Here is a 24,431-nt window from a genome sequence, read left to right as displayed (position 1 = left end):
TGAAATGGAGGAATGATGTTGAAAAATAATTATACTATTTTGGTAAGTCATAATAATGAAAAAATGTTTATTTTATTTAAAAGTATAGTGGTTGGCTTAGCGGCAGGAGGAGTTTCAGTTCTTTACAGAATCACACTAACAAATGCAGAAACAATCTCTAATTTTACATATACTTTTTTGAATCAAAATTTCATGTTTCTCCCTATTACTTTTTTATTCTTAATTGGAATGGGATATTTTGTAGGGTATTTAGTTGATAAAAATAAAATGATTTCAGGAAGTGGAATACCTCAGTTAGAAGGAATTCTAAAAGGATATTTTAAATCACGTAAGTCTTGGATGCACACACTAATATCAAAGTTTGTAGGAGGTGCTATTGCTATAGTAGCAGGTTTATCTTTAGGTAGAGAAGGTCCTTCTATTCAGTTAGGAGCATGTATAGCTGAAGGGGTTGGAAATAAAATTGGAAAAGGTAGACTAGAAAAAAGAATACTTATGGCTAGTGGAGCGAGTGCGGGATTAGCAGCAGCATTTAATGCACCTATGGCAGGTGTGATTTTTGCCTTAGAAGAAATTTTTAAGTATTTTTCTCCAATCATTTTACTATCGACTATTTCTGCTGCAGTAACTGCAGACTTTATTTCGAAAAAAGTTTTTGGTATGAATCCAGTTTTTAATTTTCCAGTAAGCCAAACAGTACCACTTAATGGATACTTAATGCTTATATTTTTAGGAATTGTTTTGGGGATTTCTGGAGCTATCTATAATTATACTTTATTTAAAACTCAAAAATTTTATAAAAAATTAACTTTTCTTAATATAAGAACAAAAATAATAATTCCTTTTATTCTAGCAGGATTTCTAGGTTTAGTTTTTCCACTTGCAACAGGAGGAGGCCATAAGATTATAGAATATCTAAATCTTAAAAATGGTATTAGTTTTCTTGTTTTAATCTTAATAGTTAAATTTATTTTTTCGATGTTAAGTTTTGCATCAGGAGCTCCTGGTGGTATATTTTTTCCTTTACTTATTTTAGGTGCAACTATTGGAAGTATCTTTGGACATGTAATGATAGGAAATGGAATTTTTGATGAGAGTCTTTTTAATAATTTTATTATCCTTGCTATGGCTGGATATTTTACGGCTATTGTAAGAGCACCTATAACTGGTATAGTTTTAATAATGGAAATGACAGGTTCTTTCAACCATTTGCTTTCACTCACAGTTGTTTCAATTACAGCATACATAGTGGCAGAGCTTTTAAATAGTCCTCCAGTATATGATAAATTACTTGATAATTTAATAGTTCAAGAACATCCAGAAGATGAGAAAGAACATATTAATAAAATTCTTGTAGAAATAATAGTTCAGCATGACTCTGTTTTTGAAAATTCTTTGGTAAAAGATTTACATTGGCCAGGAAAATCTCTTCTCGTCGCTATAAAAAGAGGAGAAGTAGAACTTATTCCAAAAGGAGATACTAAAATTATGGTGGGAGATTATTTGGTTGTATTAACAGATATTAATTGTGAGTCTAAAATAAGAGAAAAATTAGAAAAATTGAATTTACGCCCTTAGAAAAAAGTGACTGAAGCTAACGATTTAATAATTTAAAAAAATACTTGCAATTTATCCTAGAACAGTGTATTATAAAAATCAAACTTAATAAAAGTTGCTTATCAAGATTGGTGGAGGGACTGGCCCTACGAAACCAGGCAAGGGTTTTATATAAAACCGAGTGCTAATTCCAGCAGACAATAGTCTGAGAGATAAGTGTAGCCTACAAGTCTATTTTTGTATTTAGATTTGTTGATTTTATTTATTTAAAATCATAAAGCCGCACTTTGTGCGGCTTTTTTAATTTCTCAGACTCTCAATATGAAAAGGAGAGGATATTAATGAAGAATTACAGTGTAGAAACTCAGTGTGTACAGGCAGGCTATGAACCAAAAAGTGGAGAGCCAAGAGTAGCTCCTATAGTGCAGTCAACTACTTACAAGTACGATGATGCAGATCAGGTTGCAGCTTTATTTGATTTATCAGCAGTAGGTCATATGTATTCCAGAATCAGTAATCCAACTGTAGAGGTTTTGGAAAAAAAGCTGACTGTTTTAGAAGGCGGAGTAGGGGCTCTTGGGGTTGCTTCAGGGCAATCAGCAAATTTCTTTGCTATTTTTACTTTGTGTAGCGCAGGAGATAATTTTATCTGCCTTTCAAATCTATACGGTGGAACCCATACGTTGTTTACTTCTACTTTAAAGCGTATGGGAATTGAGGCAACTATACTTCCATGCACAATAGAGCCTAAAGAGATTGCAAAACATGTAAATTCTAAAACAAAGCTGCTATTTGCAGAAACGTTAGGAAATCCTGGTGTAGAGGTACTTGATATAGAGGCTTTTGCAAAAGCCGCACATGATAATAAATTGGCATTTGTTGTGGACAATACCTTTGCTACACCTTATTTATGCAGACCGATAGAGCATGGAGCTGATATAGTTACTCATTCCGCTACGAAGTATTTAGACGGTCATGCAACTAGTCTAGGTGGCGTGATAGTAGATAGTGGTAATTTTGATTGGAACAATGGGAACTTTGATTGCCTTACTCAGCCAGACCTAGCATATCATGGGCTTAGCTATACAGAGACTTTTGGAAACCAAGCCTTCATCGTAAAGGCAAGAGCATCGCTTCTTAGAGATTTAGGCTCTACGATGAGTCCCAATAATGCATTTTTAATTAATTTAGGAACAGAAACCTTGGCTCTTAGAATGCAAAGACACAGTGACAATGCTCTAGAGGTTGCGAAGTTTCTTCAAAGCCTAGATGAGGTTGCATGGGTGAACTATCCGAAGCTAGAAGATTCAAAAGACTACAAGCTTGCTGAAAAATATCTTCCTAAAGGCGCTTCTGGAGTTATATCATTTGGAGTGAAAGGCGGAGTAGATAAAGCCAAGCTATTTATTAATTCTGTCAAGCTAGCAAGTCTTGTAGTTCATGTAGGAGATTTAAGAACTCATGTGCTTCATCCAGCTAGCATGACTCATAGACAGCTAAGTGAAGAGCAGCAGATTAAAGCTGGGATTGCTCCTGAGATGATTAGGCTATCTGTAGGAATCGAAAATCCAAAGGATATCTGCGATGATTTATACCAAGCACTAAAAGCTCAGGCGTAAGGGGGAATAGTCTTGCCTATAATAAATTCTACTAATACGGACCTACTAAAGGAGTTTTACGACAAGGATATTTTTCAGATTCCAGAGCTAAGAGCAACGACTCAGGATATAAGACCTCTGAAAATAGGTATAGTCAATTTAATGCCTAACAAAAAAGAAACAGAAATCCATCTGATGAAGGCGCTTTCTAATACGCCTCTTCAGATAGAGCTTGATTTAATAAGAACAAAAAGCAGAAAAAGTAAATACACCGATATGGAGTACCTTACTAAAAACTATAAAACCTTAAACGAAATTAAAAATAATAAATACGATGGACTTATCATAACAGGAGCTCCAGTTGAGCATTTGGAGTTTGAAGAGATTGATTACTGGGATGAATTAAAGGAGCTATTCGAGTTTGCCCGTACACATGTTTACTCGAGCTTATTCATATGCTGGGCATCTCAGGCGGCTTTATATTATTACTACGGTGTACAAAAAAGGAATCTAGGTTCAAAGCTAAGCGGAGTATTTGAATATGAACTAGCTGAGGATTCAAAGCTAACTAGAGGTCTAGATGATAATTTTTTCTATCCTCAGTCGAGAAATACTGAAAACGAAGAAGCTGAGCTTAGAAAGGTTCCAGATTTAAAAATCCTAGCACGTTCAGATGAGGCTGGTGTATGCATATCTTCTAGTGTAGATGAAAGATTTGTTTTTATATCAGGACATGGAGAATATGATACCGATACACTTTACAACGAGTATATAAGAGACTTAAGTAAAGGGATAAATCCAAGTATACCTAGAAATTATTTTAAAAATGACGACCCTTCAAATCGCATTCTTGTAAGATGGAAATCAAGTGCTAGCTTAATTTTTTCAAACTGGATTAATTATTTTGTCTATCAGCAGACACCATATCAGATAGAAAAAATAGAGCAAAAGGTGGTTGCAAAATTCGGTGGAAGCTCACTATCTGATTCGGCTCAGTTTGCAAAGACGAAGGACATCATACTGTCAGACAAAAATAGAACTCACATAGTAGTGTCAGCTCCAGGTAAAAGACATGATGAGGATATCAAGGTCACTGATTTGCTTGAAAGCTGTTATGAGTTAAAAATAAAGCAGCTAGAAATAGAAAAACAAAGAAAAAAAGCTTTAGGACAGGTCTATGAAAGATTCAAGGAGATATCAGAAAATCTTAAGCTTCCAAGTCATGTATTTAGCCTTATTAGCAAAACTGTAGAAGATATTGAGGATTCTATTCATAGGGATTTTATTATAAGCAGAGGAGAGTATCTAAATGCTCAGGTACTAGCAGCTCACCTAGGGTATAGATTTATAGATGCATCTGAGCTTATTTTCTTTGATGAAACTGGTTTAGTAGATGAAGCAAAGACCTATTTAGAAATTCAAAAAAAGCTTAATAAAGAAGAATTTGTAGTAATTCCAGGTTTTTATGGAAAGGATTTTAATGGAAATATTAAAACCTTTGAAAGAGGAGGCTCTGATATTACAGGCTCTATCATTGCAAGAGGAATGTCTGCTGATTTATATGAAAACTGGACTGATGTAGATGGAGTTATGACTGATGATCCAAGAATAAACGAAAATGCAGTTACTATCTCAGAGATGAGCTATGAACAGCTTCTTGAAATGAGTAGAAACGGGGCAAAGGTATATCACCCAGATGCAGTAAATCCAGTAGCTACTGCCTCTATACCACTTAGGATATGCAATACAAATAAGCCAAGTAATCTAGGAACCTTGATTCAAAAAACTAAACACAATAACTAAAGCAAAAGAGCTGGTTTTTTCTTAACTGTATTAATAGTAAAGAAAAAGCCAGTTTTTTATTGTGAATACAATTACATAGAAAAAACCTAGATTATCCTTTATAATATAAAAAGTAAGTATGAAGGCATTACTTAGGAGGAAATATGGGCAGATTATTTGTGGTTGAATCAGGTTCTGATGCTAGTGGCAAGGCTACGCAGACTGAGCTTTTATATAATAAACTGAAGATGGATGGATATAATGTAAGAAAAATAGAATTTCCAAATTATAAAAGTGAGTCCTCGGCTTTAGTGAAGATGTATTTAAGAGGAGATTTTGGCTCAAAGCCAGAGGATGTGAATCCCTATATAACTTCTACTTTTTATGCTGTAGATAGATATGCTTCCTTTAAAACTTCATGGGAAGAATTTTATAATAATGGTGGAATAATAATTGCAGATAGATATACTACCTCTAATATGGTCCATCAAGCGGCAAAATATGATGACTATAATGACAAAGATAAGTTCTTGCAGTGGCTTGATGAGTACGAGTTCGACTTTTATGGACTTCCAAGACCTACAAAGGTATTTTTTCTAAATATGCCTGTAGAATTTTCATTTAAGCTGATGAAAAATAGAAAAAATAAAATTACAGGAAATGTCAAAAAGGATATTCATGAAGCAAATAAGGATTATCTAGAAAAATCTTATGAAAATGCTCTTTATGTGGCAAAAAAATATGGCTGGGAAAATATTGACTGTACAAGCGATGATAAGCTACGCCAAATTAAAGATATTCACGAGGAAATATACAGCTTGATTCTTAAGAGCCTTAAATCGAGTGAGGATGGAGATTAAATTGGAAAGAGATAAGTTATATAAAGAAATACAAGATAATCTTTTTTATGCGGCATCTAATCAAACCTTATCTCATGCATTTATTTTTGAAGGGTCAAAGGATTCAAAAAAAGAGGTAATGGCAACAGAACTTAGCAAGAGGATACTAGATACTGAGCATCTAGAAAACTGTAGTGATTATTTTGTAGTAACAAACGAAAAAATGAATATAGAAACCATTAGGTTTATAAATAGAGATTGTTACATAAAGCCTTTTAAAGCAAAAAAAATCTATATATTTGAAGATGCTATGAAGATGACTCCAGTAATGCAAAATGCTTTTCTAAAAACCTTGGAAGAGCCTCCTTCAGATGTACTTTTTATACTTATATGTGAAAATGCAAGAGGGTTACTAGATACGGTTAGATCTAGATGTATATCGTACTATTTTCCTTCAGAGGACACTTCTTTAGATATTGATAAAGCATTAAAGGAACAAATTGAGAGTTTTTTTGAGAATCTTATTGAAAAGAATGAAATAGGTATAATTCAATATATGGAAGACTTAAAAAATCAAAAAGATGATATTGATGTAGTCATAGATGCATTCATGGATTATACGAGAGATATATTAATTACTAAAGAACGCAGCGATTATTTGTCATATTGCATAGCAGAAAATGAACTTGTGGATACACTAGCTTCTTCTTTTACCCACTTTCAGCTTCTGACAATTATTGATATAATAGAAGACACTAGAAAAAAACTATCTAGTAGATGTAATTACAATTTGACGTGTGAGGCGATGCTTTTTAATATAATGGAGGTTATAAAGTGATAAAAGTTGTAGGAGTTAGATTTAAAAAAGCTGGGAAAATATACTATTTTGACCCAGTTGATATAGAAATAAGTCAAGACGAAAAGGTAATAGTTGAAACAGCTAGGGGAATGGAGTACGGTATTGCAGTAGTACCTGGTAAAGAGGTAGAGGAATCAGATATTATTGCGCCTCTTAAGCCTATTATTAGGCTTGCCAATGAAGAGGATATCCAAAGAAACCTAGAAAATAAAACTCTTGCAGAGGAAGCTTTTAAGATTTGTGAAGAAAAGATAATAGTACACCAGCTTGATATGAATCTCATAGATACTGAGTATACTTTTGATAGAAATAAGCTGATATTTTATTTTACAGCTGAAGGCAGAATAGATTTTAGAGAGCTTGTAAAAGACCTTGCTGCGATTTTTAGAACTAGAATTGAGCTTAGACAAATAGGTGTCAGAGATGAAGCTAAGTCACTAGGTGGATTAGGCTGCTGTGGAAGACCACTGTGCTGTTCTACTTGGCTAGGAGAGTTTCAGCCTGTTTCTATAAAGATGGCAAAGGATCAGAGCCTTTCTCTTAACCCTACGAAGATTTCAGGTATTTGTGGCAGACTATTTTGCTGCTTGAAATACGAGCATGAAACCTATGAAGGTATTCTAGAATACATGCCTGAGGTTGGAAGCATTATCAAGACTCCAGATGGAGTTGGAAAGGTTCTTGATTCTCAAGTGCTTGCAGAGGAAGTAAAAGTTCTTATGGACAATAAGGACACTGTAGATATAAGAAAGTTCAAAGCTCACGAGGTTCAAATATTAAAGAAGCCTAAGAAAACTCAGGATTCTAATGTCCATGAGGTTGAAAAAGAACTTAAGAAACTAGAAGACTAAAAAAAGGAGCTTATGCTCCTTTTCTAATGAAAATAAACGGAAAATATAAAAGGAGATTAAAATGCCTGAGTTATTAAATGAAAATGAAAGAATTGACGACCTGCAGATACATGACCTTAAAATCATACAGCAAAAGGATGGCTTTTGCTTTGGGATAGATGCTGTTTTGCTGTCAAATTTTGTAACAGTAAAAAAAGGATATGTAGGAGCGGACTTTGGAACAGGCACTGGAATTATTCCTATATTGGTAGCTGGAAAAAGCAAGGTTGACCATATATATGCAATAGAGATTCAAAAGGAAGTTGCTCAGATGGCCAATAGGTCTATTATGCTCAATAAATTAGAGGATAGAGTAGAGATTTTAAATATAAATTTAAAGGATGCACTTTCTTATATCAAGCCTCATTCTCTTGACTTTATAACATCCAATCCCCCATATATGCATGCCAATGGGCTGACTAATGAAAATGAAAAGAAAAAAATATCAAGGCATGAAATTCACTGTAATTTAGATGATATAATGAAGACAGCATCGAAGCTTTTAAAGGACAATGGAAGCTTTTTTATGGTTCATAGACCTATCAGGCTCTGCGATATCTTTGTCAGTGCAAGGGCTCATAAGCTAGAGCCGAAATTGATGAAATTTGTACATCCAAAGCCATCAAAGGCTCCGAATCTAGTGCTGATAAAGTTTGTAAGAGCTGCAAAGCCTGAGCTTAAAATACTAGACCCTCTTTATGTACACAAAGAGGATGGCAGCTATGATGAGGAAATAATAAGAACATATTCTATTAAGGAATTAGGTGAAGACCTTGGCTAAATTATATGTATGTCCTACTCCTATTGGAAATCTTGAAGATATCACTCTAAGAACTATAAGGACGCTTGAAGAAGTAGACTATATAGCAGCAGAAGACACTAGGCATACTATCAAGCTTTTGAACCATCTAAATATAAAAAAACCTTTGATTAGCCTTCATGAGCACAACGAAGCATTTAAATCAAAGGAGCTTATAGAACTAATTACATCAGGTCATGACATTGCTCTTGTATCAGATGCAGGAATGCCAGGGATATCTGACCCTGGAGAAAAACTCATCAAGCAGTGCATTGAAAGTGAGGTAGAGGTTGTAACTCTTCCAGGACCTTCTGCATTTATTACTGCTCTTGTAAACTCTGGACTAGATACAAGCAGATTTACTTTTGTTGGATTTTTGGATAGGAATAATAAAACTAGAAAAGAAACAATTGAAGCACTGAAAGCTAGGCAAGAAACCCTTATTTTTTATGAAGCTCCTCATAGGATAGAAAAAACTATTTCTGAGCTTTTTGAAATACTAGGAGACAGAAAAATAGTAATAGCAAGAGAGCTTACTAAAAAGTACGAGCAGTATATAAGAACAAGCCTTAAAAGCTTGAGTGAAGATTTTTCTATGCTAGAGCATAGAGGAGAAATGGTTATTATTTTAGAAGGAGCTATAGAAGAAGTAGAACCTGAAATAAATAAAGAAGCTGTTGAAAAAAGAATTAAAGAACTGCTTTTGCAAGATTTATCCACAAAGGAAGTTGCTAAGCAGATAGCTATTGAATATAAGATTAAAAAAAATGATGCCTATGCCTTGGCTTTGGGTATTAAGTAGGTATCATCACGCAGCTACCGGTAAAGTAAAAAAGAACCTGTTTGATTTTATCAATCAGGTTCTTTGAGATATGTATAAAAGATATTATAGCGTTGAAATTTTTGAAGCGCATCCATTACAGATGTTTTTTCCGTTGAACTCTTTAATATCTTCCGTGCTGCTGCAGAATATACATGATGATTCGAATTTTTTTAGTATTATAGAGTCGCCTTCTACGAAAATTTCTAGTGGATCTTTTTCTGAAATATGATGGATTCTTCTTATTTCAATTGGAATTACTACTCTTCCTAACTCATCGACTCTTCTTACTACGCCAGTTGACTTCAATTTATACCTCCTGAATTTAATTAACAAATTATCTAACAAACATAGAATATCTTATCAGTGCAGGAATAAAATGTCAACAATAATTATACTTTACTAATTATTTTTCCAGGGAGTGAGAACTATGCTTAATATATTAAGACCTATAGAGATATTGAAAGAAATAGAAAAAGAAAGAAATGATAAATTCTATATTGCTGGCTCTGGAATTAGAGAATATTTAATTGCAGACAAAATAAAGAGAATAAGAATATTAACATCCTTCGAAGCTCTAGATATAGCCCGAGAATTTATGAATAGATGCGAAGGCTATACTATGATTGAGAAAGAAGATGGGAGTATAGAAATATTTAGCGATAGATTTGTTTCTCTTATATTTTCTAAGATTTGCCCACAGGGAATCATAAGCCAGCTGTCAAAAAAAATATATACAGTTGATGCTGTAGCTATGACCTTGGATGATTTTATAGATTTCAAACCTGAAAAGCTTATAAATCCTCATGGAGGACTTGAGGATATAAATAATAGAATCCTCAGGATAGTCGATGGGGAAAATTTAAGACAAAATCCTATAGGATATCTTAGAGGGATTAGACTTATGGCTGAGCATGAGCTAGATATTGACCCTGATACTGAAATCTTTATGAAAGAGCATGTACATTGGTTAGAAGGGATAAGAGGCTATGAATACACCAAAGAGCTTTTTAGAATCCTAGACCAAAAAGAAAGCTCATACTATATAAATCTAATGGATAGACATATAGGAATGCTTCAGTATATTTTTCCTGAGATAGAGCCTATGAAAAATGTAGGCGAATGTAAGTATCACGTGGTGGACTCTTTTACTCATTCAGTGTATACCTTAAAGGTGCTTGAAGGGGTAGTAAATGCAAATGGCTTTTTTGAGGACCACCTTAGGACAGCTTATGAAGAACATACTAGTAATTGCATGAAGAGTAATATAAAAAGACTATCTCTTATAAAGCTTGGAGCTTTTTTCCACGACATAGGAAAACCAGCGGCTAAGTTCAACGATGACAAAGGAAGAACGAGGTTCCAAGGTCATGAGATAGTAGGAGCTGAGATGCTTATGGAAATAGGAAAAAGGCTAGGGCTAAGCGAAGAAGATACGGTAACTTTATCTAGATATTCGGCTCTTCATATGTTTCCTCTAGTTATTTATAAAAACAATGATGTATCTGGAGATACATTGTTTAATATGTTTTCGCAGACTGAAGATGAAACCTTAGATGTACTTTTAATTGGATATGCAGATATAGTAGCAACTAGAAAATTGCTTAATCCAGACGAAGAAATGGGTAATTTTAAAGTCCATGTAGAATATATAGCAAACAACTATATAACAAGATATCTTCCTCTTAAGGAGATGGATAAAATTATTACCTTTGAGGAAATAAAAAAATTAGTTGGAGAGCACGAAGCAATGCCCGCATATGAGGCTCTTAGAAAGGCTATATATATGGGAAGAGTCCCTCTAAAAAGGGATAAAATAGATAAATTTCTTTCAAATATAAGTTGGAAATAGTATAAGATTTTTAGATTTAATAAAGAATTATGATTTTGACAGATATTGTGACATACTTTATAATTGTATATTGGGTTAAAGGTGTTATACAAATAAGTTAATATTTCATATTATTATATTTGGAGGAAATGATGAGTAGAAATCTTGCGCTTGAACTTGTTAGGGTAACAGAAACTGCAGCACTAGCATCTGCTAGATATATGGGCAGAGGAGATAAAAACGGAGCTGATGGAGCTGCTGTAGAAGGTATGAGACTTGCCTTTGAAAGCATAGATATAGATGGAGAGGTAGTAATAGGCGAGGGAGAACTAGACGAAGCACCTATGCTATATATAGGAGAAAAGCTAGGAACTGGAAATGGAAGAAAGACAGATATAGCAGTAGATCCTTTAGAGGGTACGAGTCTTATTGCAAAGGGACTTCCTAATGCTATAGCAGTTTTAGCGATGTCAGAAAAAGGCTGCTTATTAAAAGCGCCTGACACTTATATGAAAAAAATAGTAGTAGGTCCAGAAGCTAAAGGCTGCATTGATATTGATGATACAGTTACCAACAATATCACCAGAGTATCTAAAGCGCTCAACAAAAGAATTTCTGAGATTACTTTAATAGTTCAAGACAGAGATAGACACAAGGACATTATAGATGAGGCTAGAGCAATAGGAGCCAGAATTAAACTTTTCAGTGATGGAGACGTAGCTAGTGCTATGGCTACATGCTTTGAAGAAACTGGTATTGATATTTTTATGGGCATAGGAGGAGCTCCTGAAGGAGTTATTACTGCAGCAGCTGTCAAGTGCATGGGCGGAGATATGCAGGCAAAGTTAAATCCTCTAAGCGAAGAAGAAATTTCAAGATGCCATGAAATGGGCTTTACAGATGAAAAGCTATCAAAGGTACTTTATCTAGATGATTTAGCAAAGGGAGAAGATGTCTTCTTTGCTGCTACTGGAATAACAAGTGGAGATTTGTTAAAAGGAGTAGTATATCTTAAAAATGATAAAGCCAAGACTCACTCTATAGTTATGCGCTCGAAAACAGGTACTATAAGATTTGTTGAAGCTATTCATAGATTAGATAAAAATAGCATTATGGTTGACCTTATGGATAAATACAAAAATATCTAGTAAAATAAATAAATGGAATTTTATTTATAATAATGAAAAATATAATTTTTAAATTTTGACAATAAGCTAGCCATTTATGATTAGTTGGAAAAGGGGAGATTTTTATTATGGATAGGAATCTAGCGTTGAACCTAGTTAGGGTTACAGAGGCTGCAGCTATCGAAAGTGCAAAATTTTTGGGTCGTGGAGATAAGGATGGAGCAGATGAAGCAGCTGTATCAGCTATGAGGAAGATGTTTTCGACTGTAGATATAGATGGCACGGTTGTAATAGGTGAAGGAGAAATGGATGAGGCTCCTATGCTTTATATAGGAGAAAAAGTTGGTCTAGGCGAAGGACATCCAAAAGTAGATATAGCAGTTGATCCTGTAGATGGAACTGTTTCTGTTGCCAAGGGATTTAATAATGCGATAGCTATAATTGCTATGGCTCCTGAAGGAAAGCTACTTCATGCTCCAGATATGTATATGCAAAAAATAGCAGTAGGACCAAAAGTAAAAGGCAGAGTAAGTCTTGATATGCCTATTCCTGATATCCTAGTTGAAACTGCTAAGGCTCTTGATAAACCAATTGAAGAACTTACAGTTACCATGCTTGATAGAGAGAGACATTCAAATCTTATGAAAATCTGTAGACAGATGGGATGCAGAATTAAGCTTGTTATGGATGGGGATGTAGCGGCAGCTATAGATACTTGCTTTTCACATACAGGAATAGACATAATGCTAGGCTCCGGGGGAGCTCCAGAAGGTGTTCTGGCAGCAGCGGCAATAAAATGTCTAGGAGGAGATTTCCAAGGCAGATTAATTGCAGAAGAAGAAAGTGAATACAAAAGATGCCAGAAGATGGGAGTAGATCCTGAGCAGCTTCTTGAATTAGAAGATTTAGTATGCGGAGACGAAGTGTATTTTGCAGCAAGTGGAATATCAGATGGAAATTTACTTAAAGGTGTCATTTTTGACTCCGAAAATATGGCAAAGACTCACTCCATAGTGATGAGAGCAGAAACTGGAACGATAAGATTTGTAGAGGCTATTCACAGACTAAATAAAAAGCCTTATATCTATGCAAATAAATAAAATCAGAATCTAGTCTCGCAGTTTTATTAATAGCGAGGATTTGGATTATGTGGTATAATAATAAAGTAGCGGATGATTAGCGCAAGCTTATTGTCAGCTACTTTTACTATTTTATTGTGAATACAGTCTTGTAAACATCTCGATACTAGCTTTTCATAGAATCTTCTCATGAAGTATCTCAAAACCAAAGATTAATTTCCATAGACAAAAGCAAATAGTAATTAAATATTTTAATATAGAAGCTTTAGGAGGAACTACAAAATGGTTGATTTGCATTCGATGAAGCTCATTGAGTTAAAAGAATTGGCAAAAGAAAAGAATATTAAATTGCCAAAAGCAGTAAAGAAAAATGAGTTGATTGAGATATTAGAAAAAAATAATGAACAACCTAATAAAGATGAATTTATTAAAAGTGTTGATACAGACAATAAAAAAGAGCTTGCTAATAAAAAGGATAGTCAAGAACAGCAGCTAGCATCTTTGCCAGACAATTTAGCAGAAGAAATCAAAGATGAGCAAGAAGTGAATTTTGCAGAGGGAGTACTTGAAATCCTGCCAGATGGCTATGGATTTTTAAGAGGCTCGAATTATCTATCTACAGAAAATGACGTTTATATATCTCCATCCCAAATTCGTAGATTTAATATGAAAACAGGAGATAAAATTCTAGGTATAACTAGGCCACCTAAAAATGGAGAAAAATTTCGAGCTATTTTATATGTAAAGTCTATAAATGGTTATAAGCCAGATGCAGCTACAAGAAGAAAATCTTTTGACACGCTCACTCCTGTTTATCCAGATGAGAGATTTTATTTAGAAAAATCTAAAGAGCTTTCTGCAAGATTAATTGATATAATAAGTCCTGTTGGAAAAGGTCAAAGAGGATTAATAGTAGCTCCCCCAAAAGCTGGTAAAACAACTCTACTTAAAACTATAGCAAATTCTATAATTCATAATAATAAAGAGGTCGAACTAATAGTACTTCTAGTGGATGAACGTCCTGAGGAAGTAACAGATATCAGAGAATCTGTAATCGGAGCAGATGTAATATCATCTACATTTGATGAGCTTCCTACTCACCACATAAAAGTTGCTGAAATGGTTCTAAATAGAGCAAAAAGACTTGTAGAGCATGGAAAAGACGTAGTGATTCTTCTTGATAGTATCACAAGACTTGCAAGAGCTTACAATCTTACGATATCTCCAACTGGAAGAACTCTTTCAGGAGGACTTGATCCTGGAGCTTTATATGGCCCTAAGAAGTTTTTTGGAGCGGCTAGGAATATTAGAAACGGTGGCTCTCTTACTATATTAGCAACTGCTTTAGTAGAAACGGGTTCTCGTATGGACGATGTAATCTTTGAGGAGTTCAAAGGTACAGGCAACATGGAGCTTCATCTAGATAGAAAGCTAGCAGAAAAACGAATTTTCCCAGCAATAGACATATATAAATCTGGAACGAGAAAAGAAGAAATGTTACTAAATGAAAAAGAGCTTGCTTGTGCATACAACCTTAGAAGAACTCTTAGTAACTCAACAGCGTTTGATATTATGGAGCAGATTATTTCGATGATGAAAAATACAAAAGATAACGATGCATTTATAGATGCTATTACGGAAGCATTCAAACAATAATCTAAATTTAAAAATTGATTTTTATTATTGAATTTAAAATAATAGTGTGTTACAATGTTATGGTTGATAGAGCATATAATCAGATGCATTATGCGCATTAGTAGGAGTGAGGTGAGTTTCATGAAAGCAAATATTCATCCAGAATATAAAGAAGTACAGGTTCACTGTGCATGTGGAAATACATTTATGGCTGGTTCAACTAACGAAGAAATTCGTGTTGAAATCTGTTCACAGTGTCATCCTTTCTACACTGGTCAAGCTAAAAGCATTGAAAAGGGTGGAAGAATCGAAAGATTTAACAAAAAATTCAACAGATAGCAATTATAAAGGACCGAAGAATTTCGGTCCTTTTATAATATAAAAAGTCAATACTGCAATAATTTTTTTCTTAGTAATATAATAGAAGAAAGATAAACAAAAATATCAGGCGGTGAACGAATTATGTATAGACCTAGTGGTCATGGATATATTGAAGCTGTAGTTGGTCCTATGTACAGCGGTAAAAGTGAAGAACTCATAAGACGCTTAAAAAGAGCTAAGATTGCAAAACAAGAGGTTATTGTTTTTAAACCATGCATAGACAATAGATACAGTAAAGAAGATGTAGTATCTCATAGTGGAATAAGCATACGAGCAATAGCAATTAATCACACAGAGGAAATTCATAAGTATATCACTGGTGAAACCCAAGTTGTTGGGATAGACGAAGTACAGTTTTTTGACGAGGGAATTGTAGATGTTGCTTTAGAATTAGCAGATAAAGGGATAAGAGTTATAGCTGCTGGATTAGATTTGGATTTTAAAGCAGAACCTTTTGGCCCAGTGCCAGAGCTTTTAGCCAGAGCTGAATTTGTAGACAAGCTTCAAGCTGTTTGTGTAAAATGCGGAGCTCCAGCTACTAGAACCCAAAGGCTAATAAACAAAGAGCCTGCAAGATACGATGATCCTATAATCTTAGTAGGAGCGACTGAGTCGTATGAAGCTAGATGCAGAAAATGCCACAGAATTAAAAAATAAATCTTTTAGCTTAAAATGGGTATAATAATTAAGTATGAGTAATATACTAAGGAGTAACTGAATGAGCAAACAAAACGTAGGTGGCCAGGCCCTGATAGAAGGGGTTATGATGAAAAGTGAAAAGGCAAAATCTATAGCTATTAGGAAGCAAGACGATTCGATACTTGTAACTTCAGAGGACATCAAGCCCTCAAAATATTCCAAACTTAAAAAAATACCATTTTTAAGAGGGATGTTTGTGCTTGTAGAGTCGATGGTAGAAGGAACAAAGGATATAAACTACGCGGCATCATTTTACGCAGAGGATGATTCTGATGAAGTTGATCTATTCGAAAAAATTATGGTTAAGCTATTCAAGGATAAAGCAGAAAAAGCTGCAACTATGATTTCAGTAATATTTGCATTTGCAATAGCAATTGGCCTGTTTATTGTTTTGCCAGCTTTTTTGGTAAAAGGCTCTAATGAAGATGCGACAATGTTTTCAAGCTTAAAAGAAGGCTTAATCAAAATAAGCTTTTTTGTAGCCTATATATATATCATATCTCTTATGAATGACATTAAAAGAGTATTTCAATATCATGGAGCAGAGCATAAATCTATATTTGCTTATGAAAAAGGACTGGAGCTTACAGTAGATAATGTAAAGAAAATGCCAAGACTTCATCCTAGATGCGGAACGAATTTTATTTTTGTAGTGCTTATGGTATCTACTTTTGTGTTTTCGTTTTTCACATTCGAAAGTGTACTTACAAGATCCATTCTAAAATTGATATTTTTTCCAGTAGTTGCAGGAATAGCCTATGAGATAATAAAAATTGCTGGAAAATATCAGAATCCATTTACAAGAGTATTAATTCTTCCTGGACTATTGATGCAAAAAATAACAACTAGAGAGCCGGATGAAAAGCAAATTGAGGTTGCTATAGCAGCACTAAAGGCTACGCTTGATAAGACTGAGGTAGTAAGTCCAAGTCTCACATAGATTAAATGGAGAAATAAATTATGAAGATAAAAGATATAATTAATTATGGTGTATCCATGATTAAAAATACTGAAAGCCCATCGCTTGAAATCCAAATGATGATAGCAAAAGTAATTGAAAAAGATAGACTTTATATCATGCTCAATCTAGAGGAAGATATAGATGAATCGAAGGTAGAAATTATAAAGACTATGATTGAAAAAAGAAAAAACTCCTATCCTCTTCAGTATATATTAGGAGAAAGAGAATTTTGGGGTATGGACTTCAATGTAAGTGAAGGAGTCCTTATTCCTAGGCAAGATACTGAAATTTTGATTGAAGAGACTCTTAAAAAACTTAAAAACCACAAGCATAAATCTAACCTAAAAGGATTCGAAATAGGAGTAGGCAGTGGGATTATATCAATTACACTACTCAAAGAAATTGAAACCTTAATTATGATAGGAGTAGATATAAATGATAAAGCCATAGAATTGACAAAAGCCAATGCATCAAAGCATCAAGTAAGTGATAGACTTTGCATTTTGAATTCAAACTTATTTGAAAAAATTAATAAAGAGAATCAATTTGATTTTATAATATCAAATCCTCCATATATAGAAACTAAAGTAATAGATAGCTTGCAGGAGGATATAAAGCAGCATGAGCCAAAGCTAGCTTTAGATGGTGGAGCAGATGGACTTGATTTTTATAGAGATATAATAGAACAGTCCAAACATTATATTAGCCCTGAAGGCTTTATCGCTTTTGAAATAGGCTATAATCAAGCAGAGGCAGTTAAAAAAATATTTGTGGAAAATGGCTATCAAAACGTAACTATTGCAAAGGATTTGGCAGGGTTTGACAGGGTTGTAATTGGTATGATTATCTGATAAAATAAAGTGTTTGTATATGAAGAAAAATAAAGGGTGGTAAAGATGTTTGATAAAATAGAGTTTGTTGAGGAAAAGTATAAGGAGCTTAACCAGAAGATTTCTGATCCTGAGGTTATAAATAACCAAAGTTTATGGCAAAAGCTCATGAAAGAGCATGCAGAAATAGAACCAGTTGTTATGAAATACAGAGAGTATAAAACCGTTAAGTCTCAGTTTGAGGGAGCGAAAGAAATTCTTGAAAGCTCAAACGACGAAGAAATGAGAGAATTAGCTAAGATGGAATTGTCAGAGCTAGAGGAATCGCTTGAGGCTGTTTCAGAAGAGCTTAGAGTTCTTCTTCTGCCAAAGGACCCTAACGACGATAAAAACGTTATAGTTGAAATTCGTGCAGGTGCTGGTGGAGATGAAGCCGCTTTATTTGCAGGGGTACTATTTAGAATGTACTCTATGTACGCATCTTCTAAAAGATGGAAGGTTGAGCTTATGTCTTCGAATGATACAGGAGTAGGCGGATATAAAGAAGTTGTGTTTATGATTATCGGTAAGGGAGCATACTCAAGATTAAAATTTGAGTCAGGCGTACACCGTGTTCAAAGAGTTCCAGAAACTGAGTCGGCTGGAAGAATTCACACGTCTACAGCAACTGTTGCCGTACTTCCTGAAGTTGAAGAGGTAGGAGAGGTTGAGCTTAACCTAAACGACGTAAGGGTTGATGTGTTTAGATCATCTGGAAACGGTGGACAGTCAGTTAATACTACAGACTCAGCAGTAAGACTTACTCACGTTCCTACAGGGATTGTTATATCTATGCAGGATGAAAAATCACAGCTAAAAAACAAAGAAAAAGCTTTTAAAATACTAAGAGCTAAATTGTACGATATAGAGCTAGAAAAAGCTCAAAAAGAAGTAGCTAGAGAAAGAAAAAGCCAGGTTGGGACAGGAGACCGTTCTGAGAGGATACGTACATACAACTATCCTCAAGGTAGAATAACAGACCATAGAATAGGAGTTACATTATACAAGCTAGATGCTTTCTTAAATGGAGATTTAGATGAAATGGTGGACGCTCTTATAACTACTGACCAAACTGAAAAAATGCAAATGGCAGAGTAATAATAGGGATATTAAAAATTTGTAGCCATAAGAAGGTCAGTTACTGACCTTTTTTGCTATAAACTGTTACTAGATTCACCACTGAGTGTGAGGCGAGATATAATGAAAGCAAAGAGATGCTTGCTAATAGATACAGATAAAGACAAAGAATTTTTAGATGAGCAGTTACATAAGGTAGCAAATCTGCTTAAAGCTGGAAAAACAGTAGTATTTCCTACTGAAACTGTATATGGACTAGGAGCTAATGCACTGGACCCTGAAGCAGCAAAGAAAATCTATGAAGCAAAAGGCAGACCATCTGATAACCCACTGATAGTACACATTTCTAAAAAAGAAGATGTGGATTTTCTTGCGGGAAATATCAGCCAAGATTCAAAGCTTCTAATGGAAGATTTTTGGCCAGGACCACTTACGCTAATCTTAGATAAATCAGATAGTGTTCCGATCGAGACAACAGGAGGGTTAATGACTGTTGCAATTAGAATGCCATCAAATCCAATAGCGAGAAAGCTAATTGATTTAGCAGGTGTACCTATTGCTGCTCCATCTGCCAATATTTCTGGAAGACCATCTATAACCTCTTCGAAATATTTAGTAGAAGAGCTTTGTGAAAGAGTGGATGCTATAATCATTTCAGAGGATAGCGAAATTGGATTGGAATCAACAGTAGTAGATATGACAGCTAGTACTCCAGTAATACTAAGACCTGGAAAAATAGGAAAAACTGAGATAGAAAAAATTCTCAATAAGGAAATAGAGCTAGATCCATCTTTAAAGGATGAAAATGCGGCCCCTAAATCTCCGGGCATGAAATACAAGCATTACAGCCCTAACGCTACAGTAATTGTGGTTACAGGAAGCTTGGATGAAATGAAGCAAAAGATAAACCAAAAGCTGAGCCTTGATAAAAATATAGGTGACAAGGTAAAAGTGGTTTGCCTTGAAGACAGAGTGAGCTTATATGATGGTTATGGCATTTCTTGGGGAAAAAGCAGCCAAGAGGCAGCTAAAAATTTATTCAAGATACTTAGATTAATGGATGAACAAAATATAGAAGTTGTTTACTTTGAAGCGTTAAATTCAGATGAGATAAGTGAGGCTGTAATGAATAGACTTATAAAAGCGGCTGGAAATATGATTTTGTAGGAGGAAGCTATGCTGAAAGTAGCCTTTGTATGTACAGGTAATACCTGCAGAAGTCCTATGGCTGAAGCTATATTAAAATATGTCCTTGAAAAAAAAGGAGAAAATCTTTCTGAGTATAGGATATATTCTCTTGGAATTATGGCTATGAATGGAGACAGCGCATCTTATAATTCTATTGAGGTCATGAAGGAACTAAAAATAGATATCAGCTCTCATAGAAGTCAGAGGGTTAATCCTGAAAATATCAAAGCAGATATACTAATTACAATGGGAAAATCTCATAAGGATTTTCTGATTGTAAATACGACTGACACTCAGATATTGATGCTAAAGGAATTTGCAGGCTATGGAGAAGTAGATGTGAGAGATCCATATGGAGGCTCTTACTATGACTATGTAGATGTGAGAGATGAAATACTGGATAGCATTGAAAAAATAGCAGATAAAATCATCGAGCTAAAAAAGAAAAAAATAGGAGGCTTATAAAAATGAAGATTGGATTAGGCGCTGATCATGGTGGCTATAAGTTAAAGCAGCTTATAAAAGAGCATCTAGAGAAAAATGGATATGAAGTTGTAGATTATGGAACAAATTCATCAGATTCTGTGGATTATCCTGACTATGGGAAAAAGGTAGCTCAGTCTGTCATTGATAACGAAGTAGAAAAGGGTATAGTGTGCTGCGGAACTGGTATAGGTATAAGCCTTGCTGCCAATAAAGTCAAAGGCATAAGATGTGCTAATGTTTCAGATACTTTTTCAGCAAAGATGAGTAGAGCACATAACAACTGCCAGATGATAGCTCTTGGTGAAAGAGTTTTAGGAGCTGGACTTGCACTTGAGATAGTGGATGCATTTTTGAATACAGAGTTTGAAGGAGATCGTCACCAAAGAAGAGTAGATAAAATTATGGATATTGAGGGAGGATTCACATGTCAAAATTAGTAGTAGTAGACCATCCAATGATTCAGCATAAGCTGAGTATACTAAGAGATAAAAACACAGGTTCAAGAGAGTTTAGAGCTCTAGTTAAAGAAATAGGTATGCTAATGGTATATGAAATTACTAGAGACCTACCTTTAGAGGAAATTGAAATAGAAACACCAGTTACTAAAACAAGAGCTAAAGTACTTGCAGGAAAGAAGCTTGCAGTAGTTCCTATACTTCGTGCAGGTCTTGGTATGGTAGATGGAATTCTAGAGCTTATTCCAGCAGCAAAGGTTGGACATATAGGTCTATATAGAGACCCAGAGACTCTAAAACCAGTTGAGTATTTTTGCAAGCTACCACAAGACGTTGAAGAAAGAGAATTTTTAGTTGTTGACCCTATGCTTGCTACTGGTGGATCAGCTGAAGCTGCTATACAGCTACTTAAAGATAGAGGAGCTAAAAATATAAGACTAGTATGCCTAGTTGGATGCCCTGAGGGAGTAAAGATGGTTCAAGAAGCTCATCCTGATGTAGATGTTTATTTAGCTGCACTAGATGAAAAATTAAACGACCATGGGTACATAGTGCCTGGACTTGGTGATGCAGGAGATAGAATTTTCGGGACAAAGTAACACTAAATATATTTAATCATAATGTAAATTATATTTAATTATTTTTTTGCAAGTCTATATTTTGTATTGTTTTTTCTGTTATAATAATAACAACAGATATCTATGCTTAATAATAACAGATTGGAGTTGTTGATATTTGGATAGACGCGATAAAATTAATTATTATTTAGATATAGCTCAGACAGTTTTAAATAGAGGAACTTGCAGAAGAAGAAATTATGGAAGCATTATAGTGAAAAATGACGAAATAATTTCTACAGGATATACGGGAGCACCAAGAGGCAGAAAAAATTGTATAGACCTTGGATACTGTTATAGAGAAGCTATGAATATTCCAAGAGGACAGATGTATGAAACTTGCAGATCTGTTCATTCTGAAATGAATGCCATAATATCAGCAGAAAGACGAGATATGATAGGAGCGACCTTATATCTTGTTGGAAAAGATATGGCTACAGGAGAGCTTGTAGAAAATGCAGATTCGTGTAGTATGTGCAAACGTGTTATAATTAATGCAGGAATAAAAGAAGTTATAATAAGGGAGACTTTAGAAACCTATAGAGTCATCCCGGTACAGACCTGGATTGATGAAGATGATTCTCTTTCGGGTGTTTTAGGATATTAGGAGGTGCTTTTGTGCCGAAAATCATTATTGCTTTTTTAGGAGCAATGTTGTTTTCATATGTTTTAACTCCCTATGTGATTAAGCTAGCGCATAGGATAGGAGCTATAGATGTACCAAAGGATGACAGAAGAGTTCATAGCAAGCCCATACCAAGACTTGGTGGAATTGCAATCTTTGGGGGATTTTTCATAGTATCTACTTTGCTCATTCCACCTAGCAGAGAGATGATGGGTTTTCTGCTAGCATCAGTAATTATGATTATCATGGGAATACTAGATGATACAAGAGGATTAGGAGCGAAGACTAAGCTTTTAATTCAAATAACCTGTGCACTTATTGTATTTGTCTTTGGAGTTCGAATAGAATTTCTGACAAATCCCTTTGATAAAGAAACAGGAATGCTTTATTTAGGAATTTTAGCTCTGCCACTTACTGTGTTTTGGATAGTTGGAATTACAAATACAGTTAATTTAATAGATGGGCTAGATGGACTTGCAGCTGGAATCTCAGCTATATCAGCCATAACTCTTTCTTTTATTGCATATATGTCAAACGACATAACATCTACTATTCTTCTTGTTGCACTTGCGGGAGGAGCAATAGGCTTTTTACCATTTAATTTCAACCCTGCAAAAATATTTATGGGTGATACAGGCTCGCTATTTCTAGGCTTTGCCTTATCTGTTATTTCAATAGAAGCTGCAATTAAGTCAGCTGCAACCTTGGCAGTTGTAGTACCTATTTTGGCACTTGGAATACCAATCTTTGACACTACTTTTGCTATAATAAGAAGAGCAAATGCAGGAAGACCTATTATGGAAGCGGATAAAGGGCATCTTCACCATAGACTGCTTAGCAGAGGATTATCTCAAAAGCAAACAGTTATAGCCTTATATCTAATGAGCTGTATTTTAGGAGCAAGTGCTATTTTTATAGCTGAAGCTAGTATGAAATCAGCAATGGTAGTGCTGACCTTAGATTTATTGCTTATAATTTACGGTGTATTTAGACTTAAAATACTTACTCACATACAGGAGGAAGTTAAATGAAAGTAAAAGTATTGACAGTATTTGGGACTAGACCAGAAGCTATTAAAATGGCACCACTAGTTAAAGAACTTCAAAAAAGAGAAGAAATCGAGTGCAAGGTATTAGTGACTGCCCAGCATAGACAAATGCTAGACAGTGTTTTGGATATTTTTGATATCACTCCAGATTTTGACCTTAATATAATGCAGCATGGCCAGACTATCACAGATATAACAAGTAGAGTAATGTATGGCTGTCAGGAAGTATTTAAAAGCTATAAGCCTGAAATAGTACTTGTGCATGGGGATACGACTACTACCTTTGCCGCTAGCCTAGCTGCATTTTATGAAAAAATACCAGTGGGACATGTAGAAGCGGGGCTTAGAAGTGATAACATTTATTCTCCTTACCCTGAAGAGATGAATAGAAGGCTTACGGGAAGGCTAGCAAGCTATCATTTTGCTCCAACTATAGCCAACAGAGAGAATTTAGTTAAAGAAAATGTATCCAGAAGAGACATATTAGTAACTGGAAACACTGTTATCGATGCGCTTTTAAGTGTAGTAAATGATAACTACAAATTCGAAAATGAAATGCTTAATACAATAGATTTTAATGAGAAAAAAGTAATTTTACTTACTTGCCATAGAAGAGAAAACTGGGGCGAGCCAATGAACAATATATTTAAAGCATGTAATGAACTTGTTTTAGATAACCCTGATGTTCATTTGATATTCCCTATGCATATGAATCCTATAGTAAGAGATAGTGCACACGAGTTTATGGGAAATAACGATAGAATTAGTTTAATTGAACCACTAGATTATGAGCCATTTGCAAACTTGATGAGCAAGGTATATATGATAATGACTGATTCAGGAGGCATTCAAGAAGAAGGCCCTGCACTTGGTAAGCCTGTTATGGTACTAAGGACAGAGACTGAAAGGCCAGAAGCTGTTGAAGCAGGAACTGTAAAAGTTGTAGGAGTTGACCCAGACAAAATTTACAGAGTGGGAATGAGACTCGTTCAAGATTCATCATACTATGAATCTATTGCAAATGCTGTTAATCCATATGGAGATGGAAAAGCATCTAGTAGGATTGCTGACCATATTTTATTTAAATTTGGCATTAGTAATAAAGAAGTAGATGAATTCAAATAAAATTTTATGGATAGTTAAATTTATATCGGTTTCAAATTCGAAAATATGATAGTATAATTACATATGTACCCTTAAAGGAGTAAG

At 34.6% G+C, this 24,431-nt stretch carries 25 protein-coding genes and 1 riboswitch; of the genes, 24 read left to right on the top strand and 1 reads right to left on the bottom strand.

From position 1 onward, the window contains the following. Positions 1–18: 18 nt before the first annotated feature. The 8 genes from CLOST_RS10820 to rsmI all read left to right on the top strand — a co-directional run bounded on the left by CLOST_RS10820 (position 19) and on the right by rsmI (position 9,126). A complete protein-coding gene (locus CLOST_RS10820) occupies positions 19–1,578 on the top strand; it encodes a ClC family H(+)/Cl(-) exchange transporter (RefSeq protein WP_013362362.1) in 1,560 nt (519 codons plus the stop codon). A gap of 95 nt (positions 1,579–1,673) precedes the next feature. After that, positions 1,674–1,776: riboswitch (SAM riboswitch) on the top strand. Positions 1,777–1,898: 122 nt separating this feature from the next. Further along, positions 1,899–3,176: an O-acetylhomoserine aminocarboxypropyltransferase/cysteine synthase family protein gene (locus CLOST_RS10815; RefSeq protein WP_013362361.1), complete on the top strand. Its 1,278-nt coding sequence runs from the start codon at positions 1,899–1,901 to the stop codon at positions 3,174–3,176. Between the two features lie 12 nt (positions 3,177–3,188). Next, positions 3,189–4,958: a homoserine O-acetyltransferase/O-succinyltransferase family protein gene (locus CLOST_RS10810; RefSeq protein ID WP_013362360.1), complete on the top strand. Its 1,770-nt coding sequence runs from the start codon at positions 3,189–3,191 to the stop codon at positions 4,956–4,958. Between the two features lie 143 nt (positions 4,959–5,101). After that, entirely contained in the window at positions 5,102–5,797 is a 696-nt protein-coding gene (locus CLOST_RS10805) for a dTMP kinase (RefSeq protein ID WP_013362359.1), read from the top strand. A gap of 1 nt (position 5,798) precedes the next feature. After that, on the top strand, positions 5,799–6,614 hold the full coding sequence (locus tag CLOST_RS10800) for a DNA polymerase III subunit delta' (protein WP_231853132.1): 816 nt from the start codon (positions 5,799–5,801) through the stop codon (positions 6,612–6,614). Continuing rightward, positions 6,611–7,486 (top strand): PSP1 domain-containing protein, encoded by an 876-nt coding sequence (locus CLOST_RS10795; protein WP_013362357.1) that lies wholly within the window; start codon positions 6,611–6,613, stop codon positions 7,484–7,486. The genes CLOST_RS10800 and CLOST_RS10795 overlap by 4 nt, the downstream gene beginning before the upstream one ends. Positions 7,487–7,547: 61 nt before the next feature. Further along, positions 7,548–8,306: a tRNA1(Val) (adenine(37)-N6)-methyltransferase gene (locus CLOST_RS10790; protein WP_013362356.1), complete on the top strand. Its 759-nt coding sequence runs from the start codon at positions 7,548–7,550 to the stop codon at positions 8,304–8,306. Continuing rightward, positions 8,290–9,126, top strand: coding sequence for a 16S rRNA (cytidine(1402)-2'-O)-methyltransferase (gene rsmI, locus CLOST_RS10785; protein WP_013362355.1), 837 nt, complete (start codon positions 8,290–8,292; stop codon positions 9,124–9,126). The genes CLOST_RS10790 and rsmI overlap by 17 nt, the downstream gene beginning before the upstream one ends. 84 nt (positions 9,127–9,210) lie before the next feature. Here the strand turns inward: rsmI and CLOST_RS10780 are convergent, their stop codons facing one another. Next, a complete protein-coding gene (locus CLOST_RS10780; RefSeq protein ID WP_013362353.1) occupies positions 9,211–9,453 on the bottom strand; it encodes an AbrB/MazE/SpoVT family DNA-binding domain-containing protein in 243 nt (80 codons plus the stop codon). 121 nt (positions 9,454–9,574) lie between these two features. Between CLOST_RS10780 and CLOST_RS10775 the strand changes: the two genes are divergently transcribed. The 16 genes from CLOST_RS10775 to wecB all read left to right on the top strand — a co-directional run bounded on the left by CLOST_RS10775 (position 9,575) and on the right by wecB (position 24,347). Beyond that, positions 9,575–10,996: an HD domain-containing protein gene (locus CLOST_RS10775; RefSeq protein ID WP_013362352.1), complete on the top strand. Its 1,422-nt coding sequence runs from the start codon at positions 9,575–9,577 to the stop codon at positions 10,994–10,996. Positions 10,997–11,127: 131 nt separating this feature from the next. Beyond that, entirely contained in the window at positions 11,128–12,123 is a 996-nt protein-coding gene (gene glpX / locus CLOST_RS10770; RefSeq protein WP_013362351.1) for a class II fructose-bisphosphatase, read from the top strand. Positions 12,124–12,230: 107 nt separating this feature from the next. Beyond that, on the top strand, positions 12,231–13,202 hold the full coding sequence (glpX, locus tag CLOST_RS10765; RefSeq protein ID WP_013362350.1) for a class II fructose-bisphosphatase: 972 nt from the start codon (positions 12,231–12,233) through the stop codon (positions 13,200–13,202). 261 nt (positions 13,203–13,463) lie between these two features. Beyond that, entirely contained in the window at positions 13,464–14,837 is a 1,374-nt protein-coding gene (rho, locus tag CLOST_RS10760) for a transcription termination factor Rho (protein WP_013362349.1), read from the top strand. A 120-nt stretch (positions 14,838–14,957) separates the two neighbouring features. Then, on the top strand, positions 14,958–15,155 hold the full coding sequence (gene rpmE, locus CLOST_RS10755) for a 50S ribosomal protein L31 (protein WP_013362348.1): 198 nt from the start codon (positions 14,958–14,960) through the stop codon (positions 15,153–15,155). Positions 15,156–15,278: 123 nt separating this feature from the next. Next, positions 15,279–15,854, top strand: coding sequence for a thymidine kinase (locus CLOST_RS10750; protein ID WP_013362347.1), 576 nt, complete (start codon positions 15,279–15,281; stop codon positions 15,852–15,854). Between the two features lie 61 nt (positions 15,855–15,915). Then, complete coding sequence (locus CLOST_RS10745) at positions 15,916–16,836, top strand: DUF1385 domain-containing protein (RefSeq protein ID WP_013362346.1); 921 nt, start codon at positions 15,916–15,918, stop codon at positions 16,834–16,836. A gap of 20 nt (positions 16,837–16,856) precedes the next feature. Further along, on the top strand, positions 16,857–17,708 hold the full coding sequence (gene prmC / locus CLOST_RS10740) for a peptide chain release factor N(5)-glutamine methyltransferase (protein WP_013362345.1): 852 nt from the start codon (positions 16,857–16,859) through the stop codon (positions 17,706–17,708). 45 nt (positions 17,709–17,753) lie between these two features. Further along, positions 17,754–18,824: a peptide chain release factor 1 gene (gene prfA / locus CLOST_RS10735; RefSeq protein WP_013362344.1), complete on the top strand. Its 1,071-nt coding sequence runs from the start codon at positions 17,754–17,756 to the stop codon at positions 18,822–18,824. Between the two features lie 102 nt (positions 18,825–18,926). Then, positions 18,927–19,970, top strand: coding sequence for an L-threonylcarbamoyladenylate synthase (locus tag CLOST_RS10730; RefSeq protein WP_013362343.1), 1,044 nt, complete (start codon positions 18,927–18,929; stop codon positions 19,968–19,970). 9 nt (positions 19,971–19,979) lie between these two features. Further along, entirely contained in the window at positions 19,980–20,456 is a 477-nt protein-coding gene (locus CLOST_RS10725; RefSeq protein WP_013362342.1) for a low molecular weight protein arginine phosphatase, read from the top strand. A gap of 2 nt (positions 20,457–20,458) precedes the next feature. Then, positions 20,459–20,914 (top strand): ribose 5-phosphate isomerase B, encoded by a 456-nt coding sequence (gene rpiB, locus CLOST_RS10720; RefSeq protein WP_013362341.1) that lies wholly within the window; start codon positions 20,459–20,461, stop codon positions 20,912–20,914. Then, positions 20,902–21,531, top strand: coding sequence for a uracil phosphoribosyltransferase (gene upp / locus CLOST_RS10715; RefSeq protein WP_013362340.1), 630 nt, complete (start codon positions 20,902–20,904; stop codon positions 21,529–21,531). The genes rpiB and upp overlap by 13 nt, the downstream gene beginning before the upstream one ends. A gap of 136 nt (positions 21,532–21,667) precedes the next feature. Beyond that, positions 21,668–22,156, top strand: a complete 489-nt coding sequence (locus CLOST_RS10710) for a deoxycytidylate deaminase (protein WP_013362339.1) — start codon at positions 21,668–21,670, stop codon at positions 22,154–22,156. Positions 22,157–22,167: 11 nt separating this feature from the next. Next, positions 22,168–23,205: a glycosyltransferase family 4 protein gene (locus CLOST_RS10705; RefSeq protein ID WP_013362338.1), complete on the top strand. Its 1,038-nt coding sequence runs from the start codon at positions 22,168–22,170 to the stop codon at positions 23,203–23,205. Next, the gene (gene wecB, locus CLOST_RS10700) at positions 23,202–24,347 is read left to right on the top strand and encodes a non-hydrolyzing UDP-N-acetylglucosamine 2-epimerase (protein WP_013362337.1); all 1,146 of its coding nucleotides are present in this window, start codon (positions 23,202–23,204) and stop codon (positions 24,345–24,347) included. Before CLOST_RS10705 ends, wecB begins: the two co-directional genes overlap by 4 nt. Positions 24,348–24,431: the final 84 nt, after the last annotated feature.

It is taken from the genome of Acetoanaerobium sticklandii, from assembly GCF_000196455.1.
GTDB classification, from domain to species: Bacteria; Bacillota; Clostridia; order Peptostreptococcales; family Filifactoraceae; genus Acetoanaerobium; species Acetoanaerobium sticklandii.
The sequence above is the reverse complement of the archived record's forward strand: the minus strand, read 5'-3'. Positions and strand labels throughout refer to the sequence as shown.

Excerpts from the sequence above, each read along its gene's own strand:
- CLOST_RS10815 (WP_013362361.1), top strand. The coding sequence starts at position 1,899 with ATGAAGAATTACAGTGTAGAAACTCAGTGTGTACAGGCAGGCTATGAA.
- CLOST_RS10805 (WP_013362359.1), top strand. The coding sequence starts at position 5,102 with ATGGGCAGATTATTTGTGGTTGAATCAGGTTCTGATGCTAGTGGCAAG.
- CLOST_RS10790 (WP_013362356.1), top strand. The coding sequence starts at position 7,548 with ATGCCTGAGTTATTAAATGAAAATGAAAGAATTGACGACCTGCAGATA.
- CLOST_RS10775 (WP_013362352.1), top strand. The coding sequence starts at position 9,575 with ATGCTTAATATATTAAGACCTATAGAGATATTGAAAGAAATAGAAAAA.
- glpX (WP_013362351.1), top strand. The coding sequence starts at position 11,128 with ATGAGTAGAAATCTTGCGCTTGAACTTGTTAGGGTAACAGAAACTGCA.
- glpX (WP_013362350.1), top strand. The coding sequence starts at position 12,231 with ATGGATAGGAATCTAGCGTTGAACCTAGTTAGGGTTACAGAGGCTGCA.
- rho (WP_013362349.1), top strand. The coding sequence starts at position 13,464 with ATGGTTGATTTGCATTCGATGAAGCTCATTGAGTTAAAAGAATTGGCA.
- rpmE (WP_013362348.1), top strand. The coding sequence starts at position 14,958 with ATGAAAGCAAATATTCATCCAGAATATAAAGAAGTACAGGTTCACTGT.
- CLOST_RS10750 (WP_013362347.1), top strand. The coding sequence starts at position 15,279 with ATGTATAGACCTAGTGGTCATGGATATATTGAAGCTGTAGTTGGTCCT.
- CLOST_RS10745 (WP_013362346.1), top strand. The coding sequence starts at position 15,916 with ATGAGCAAACAAAACGTAGGTGGCCAGGCCCTGATAGAAGGGGTTATG.
- prmC (WP_013362345.1), top strand. The coding sequence starts at position 16,857 with ATGAAGATAAAAGATATAATTAATTATGGTGTATCCATGATTAAAAAT.
- prfA (WP_013362344.1), top strand. The coding sequence starts at position 17,754 with ATGTTTGATAAAATAGAGTTTGTTGAGGAAAAGTATAAGGAGCTTAAC.
- CLOST_RS10730 (WP_013362343.1), top strand. The coding sequence starts at position 18,927 with ATGAAAGCAAAGAGATGCTTGCTAATAGATACAGATAAAGACAAAGAA.
- CLOST_RS10725 (WP_013362342.1), top strand. The coding sequence starts at position 19,980 with ATGCTGAAAGTAGCCTTTGTATGTACAGGTAATACCTGCAGAAGTCCT.
- rpiB (WP_013362341.1), top strand. The coding sequence starts at position 20,459 with ATGAAGATTGGATTAGGCGCTGATCATGGTGGCTATAAGTTAAAGCAG.
- upp (WP_013362340.1), top strand. The coding sequence starts at position 20,902 with ATGTCAAAATTAGTAGTAGTAGACCATCCAATGATTCAGCATAAGCTG.
- wecB (WP_013362337.1), top strand. The coding sequence starts at position 23,202 with ATGAAAGTAAAAGTATTGACAGTATTTGGGACTAGACCAGAAGCTATT.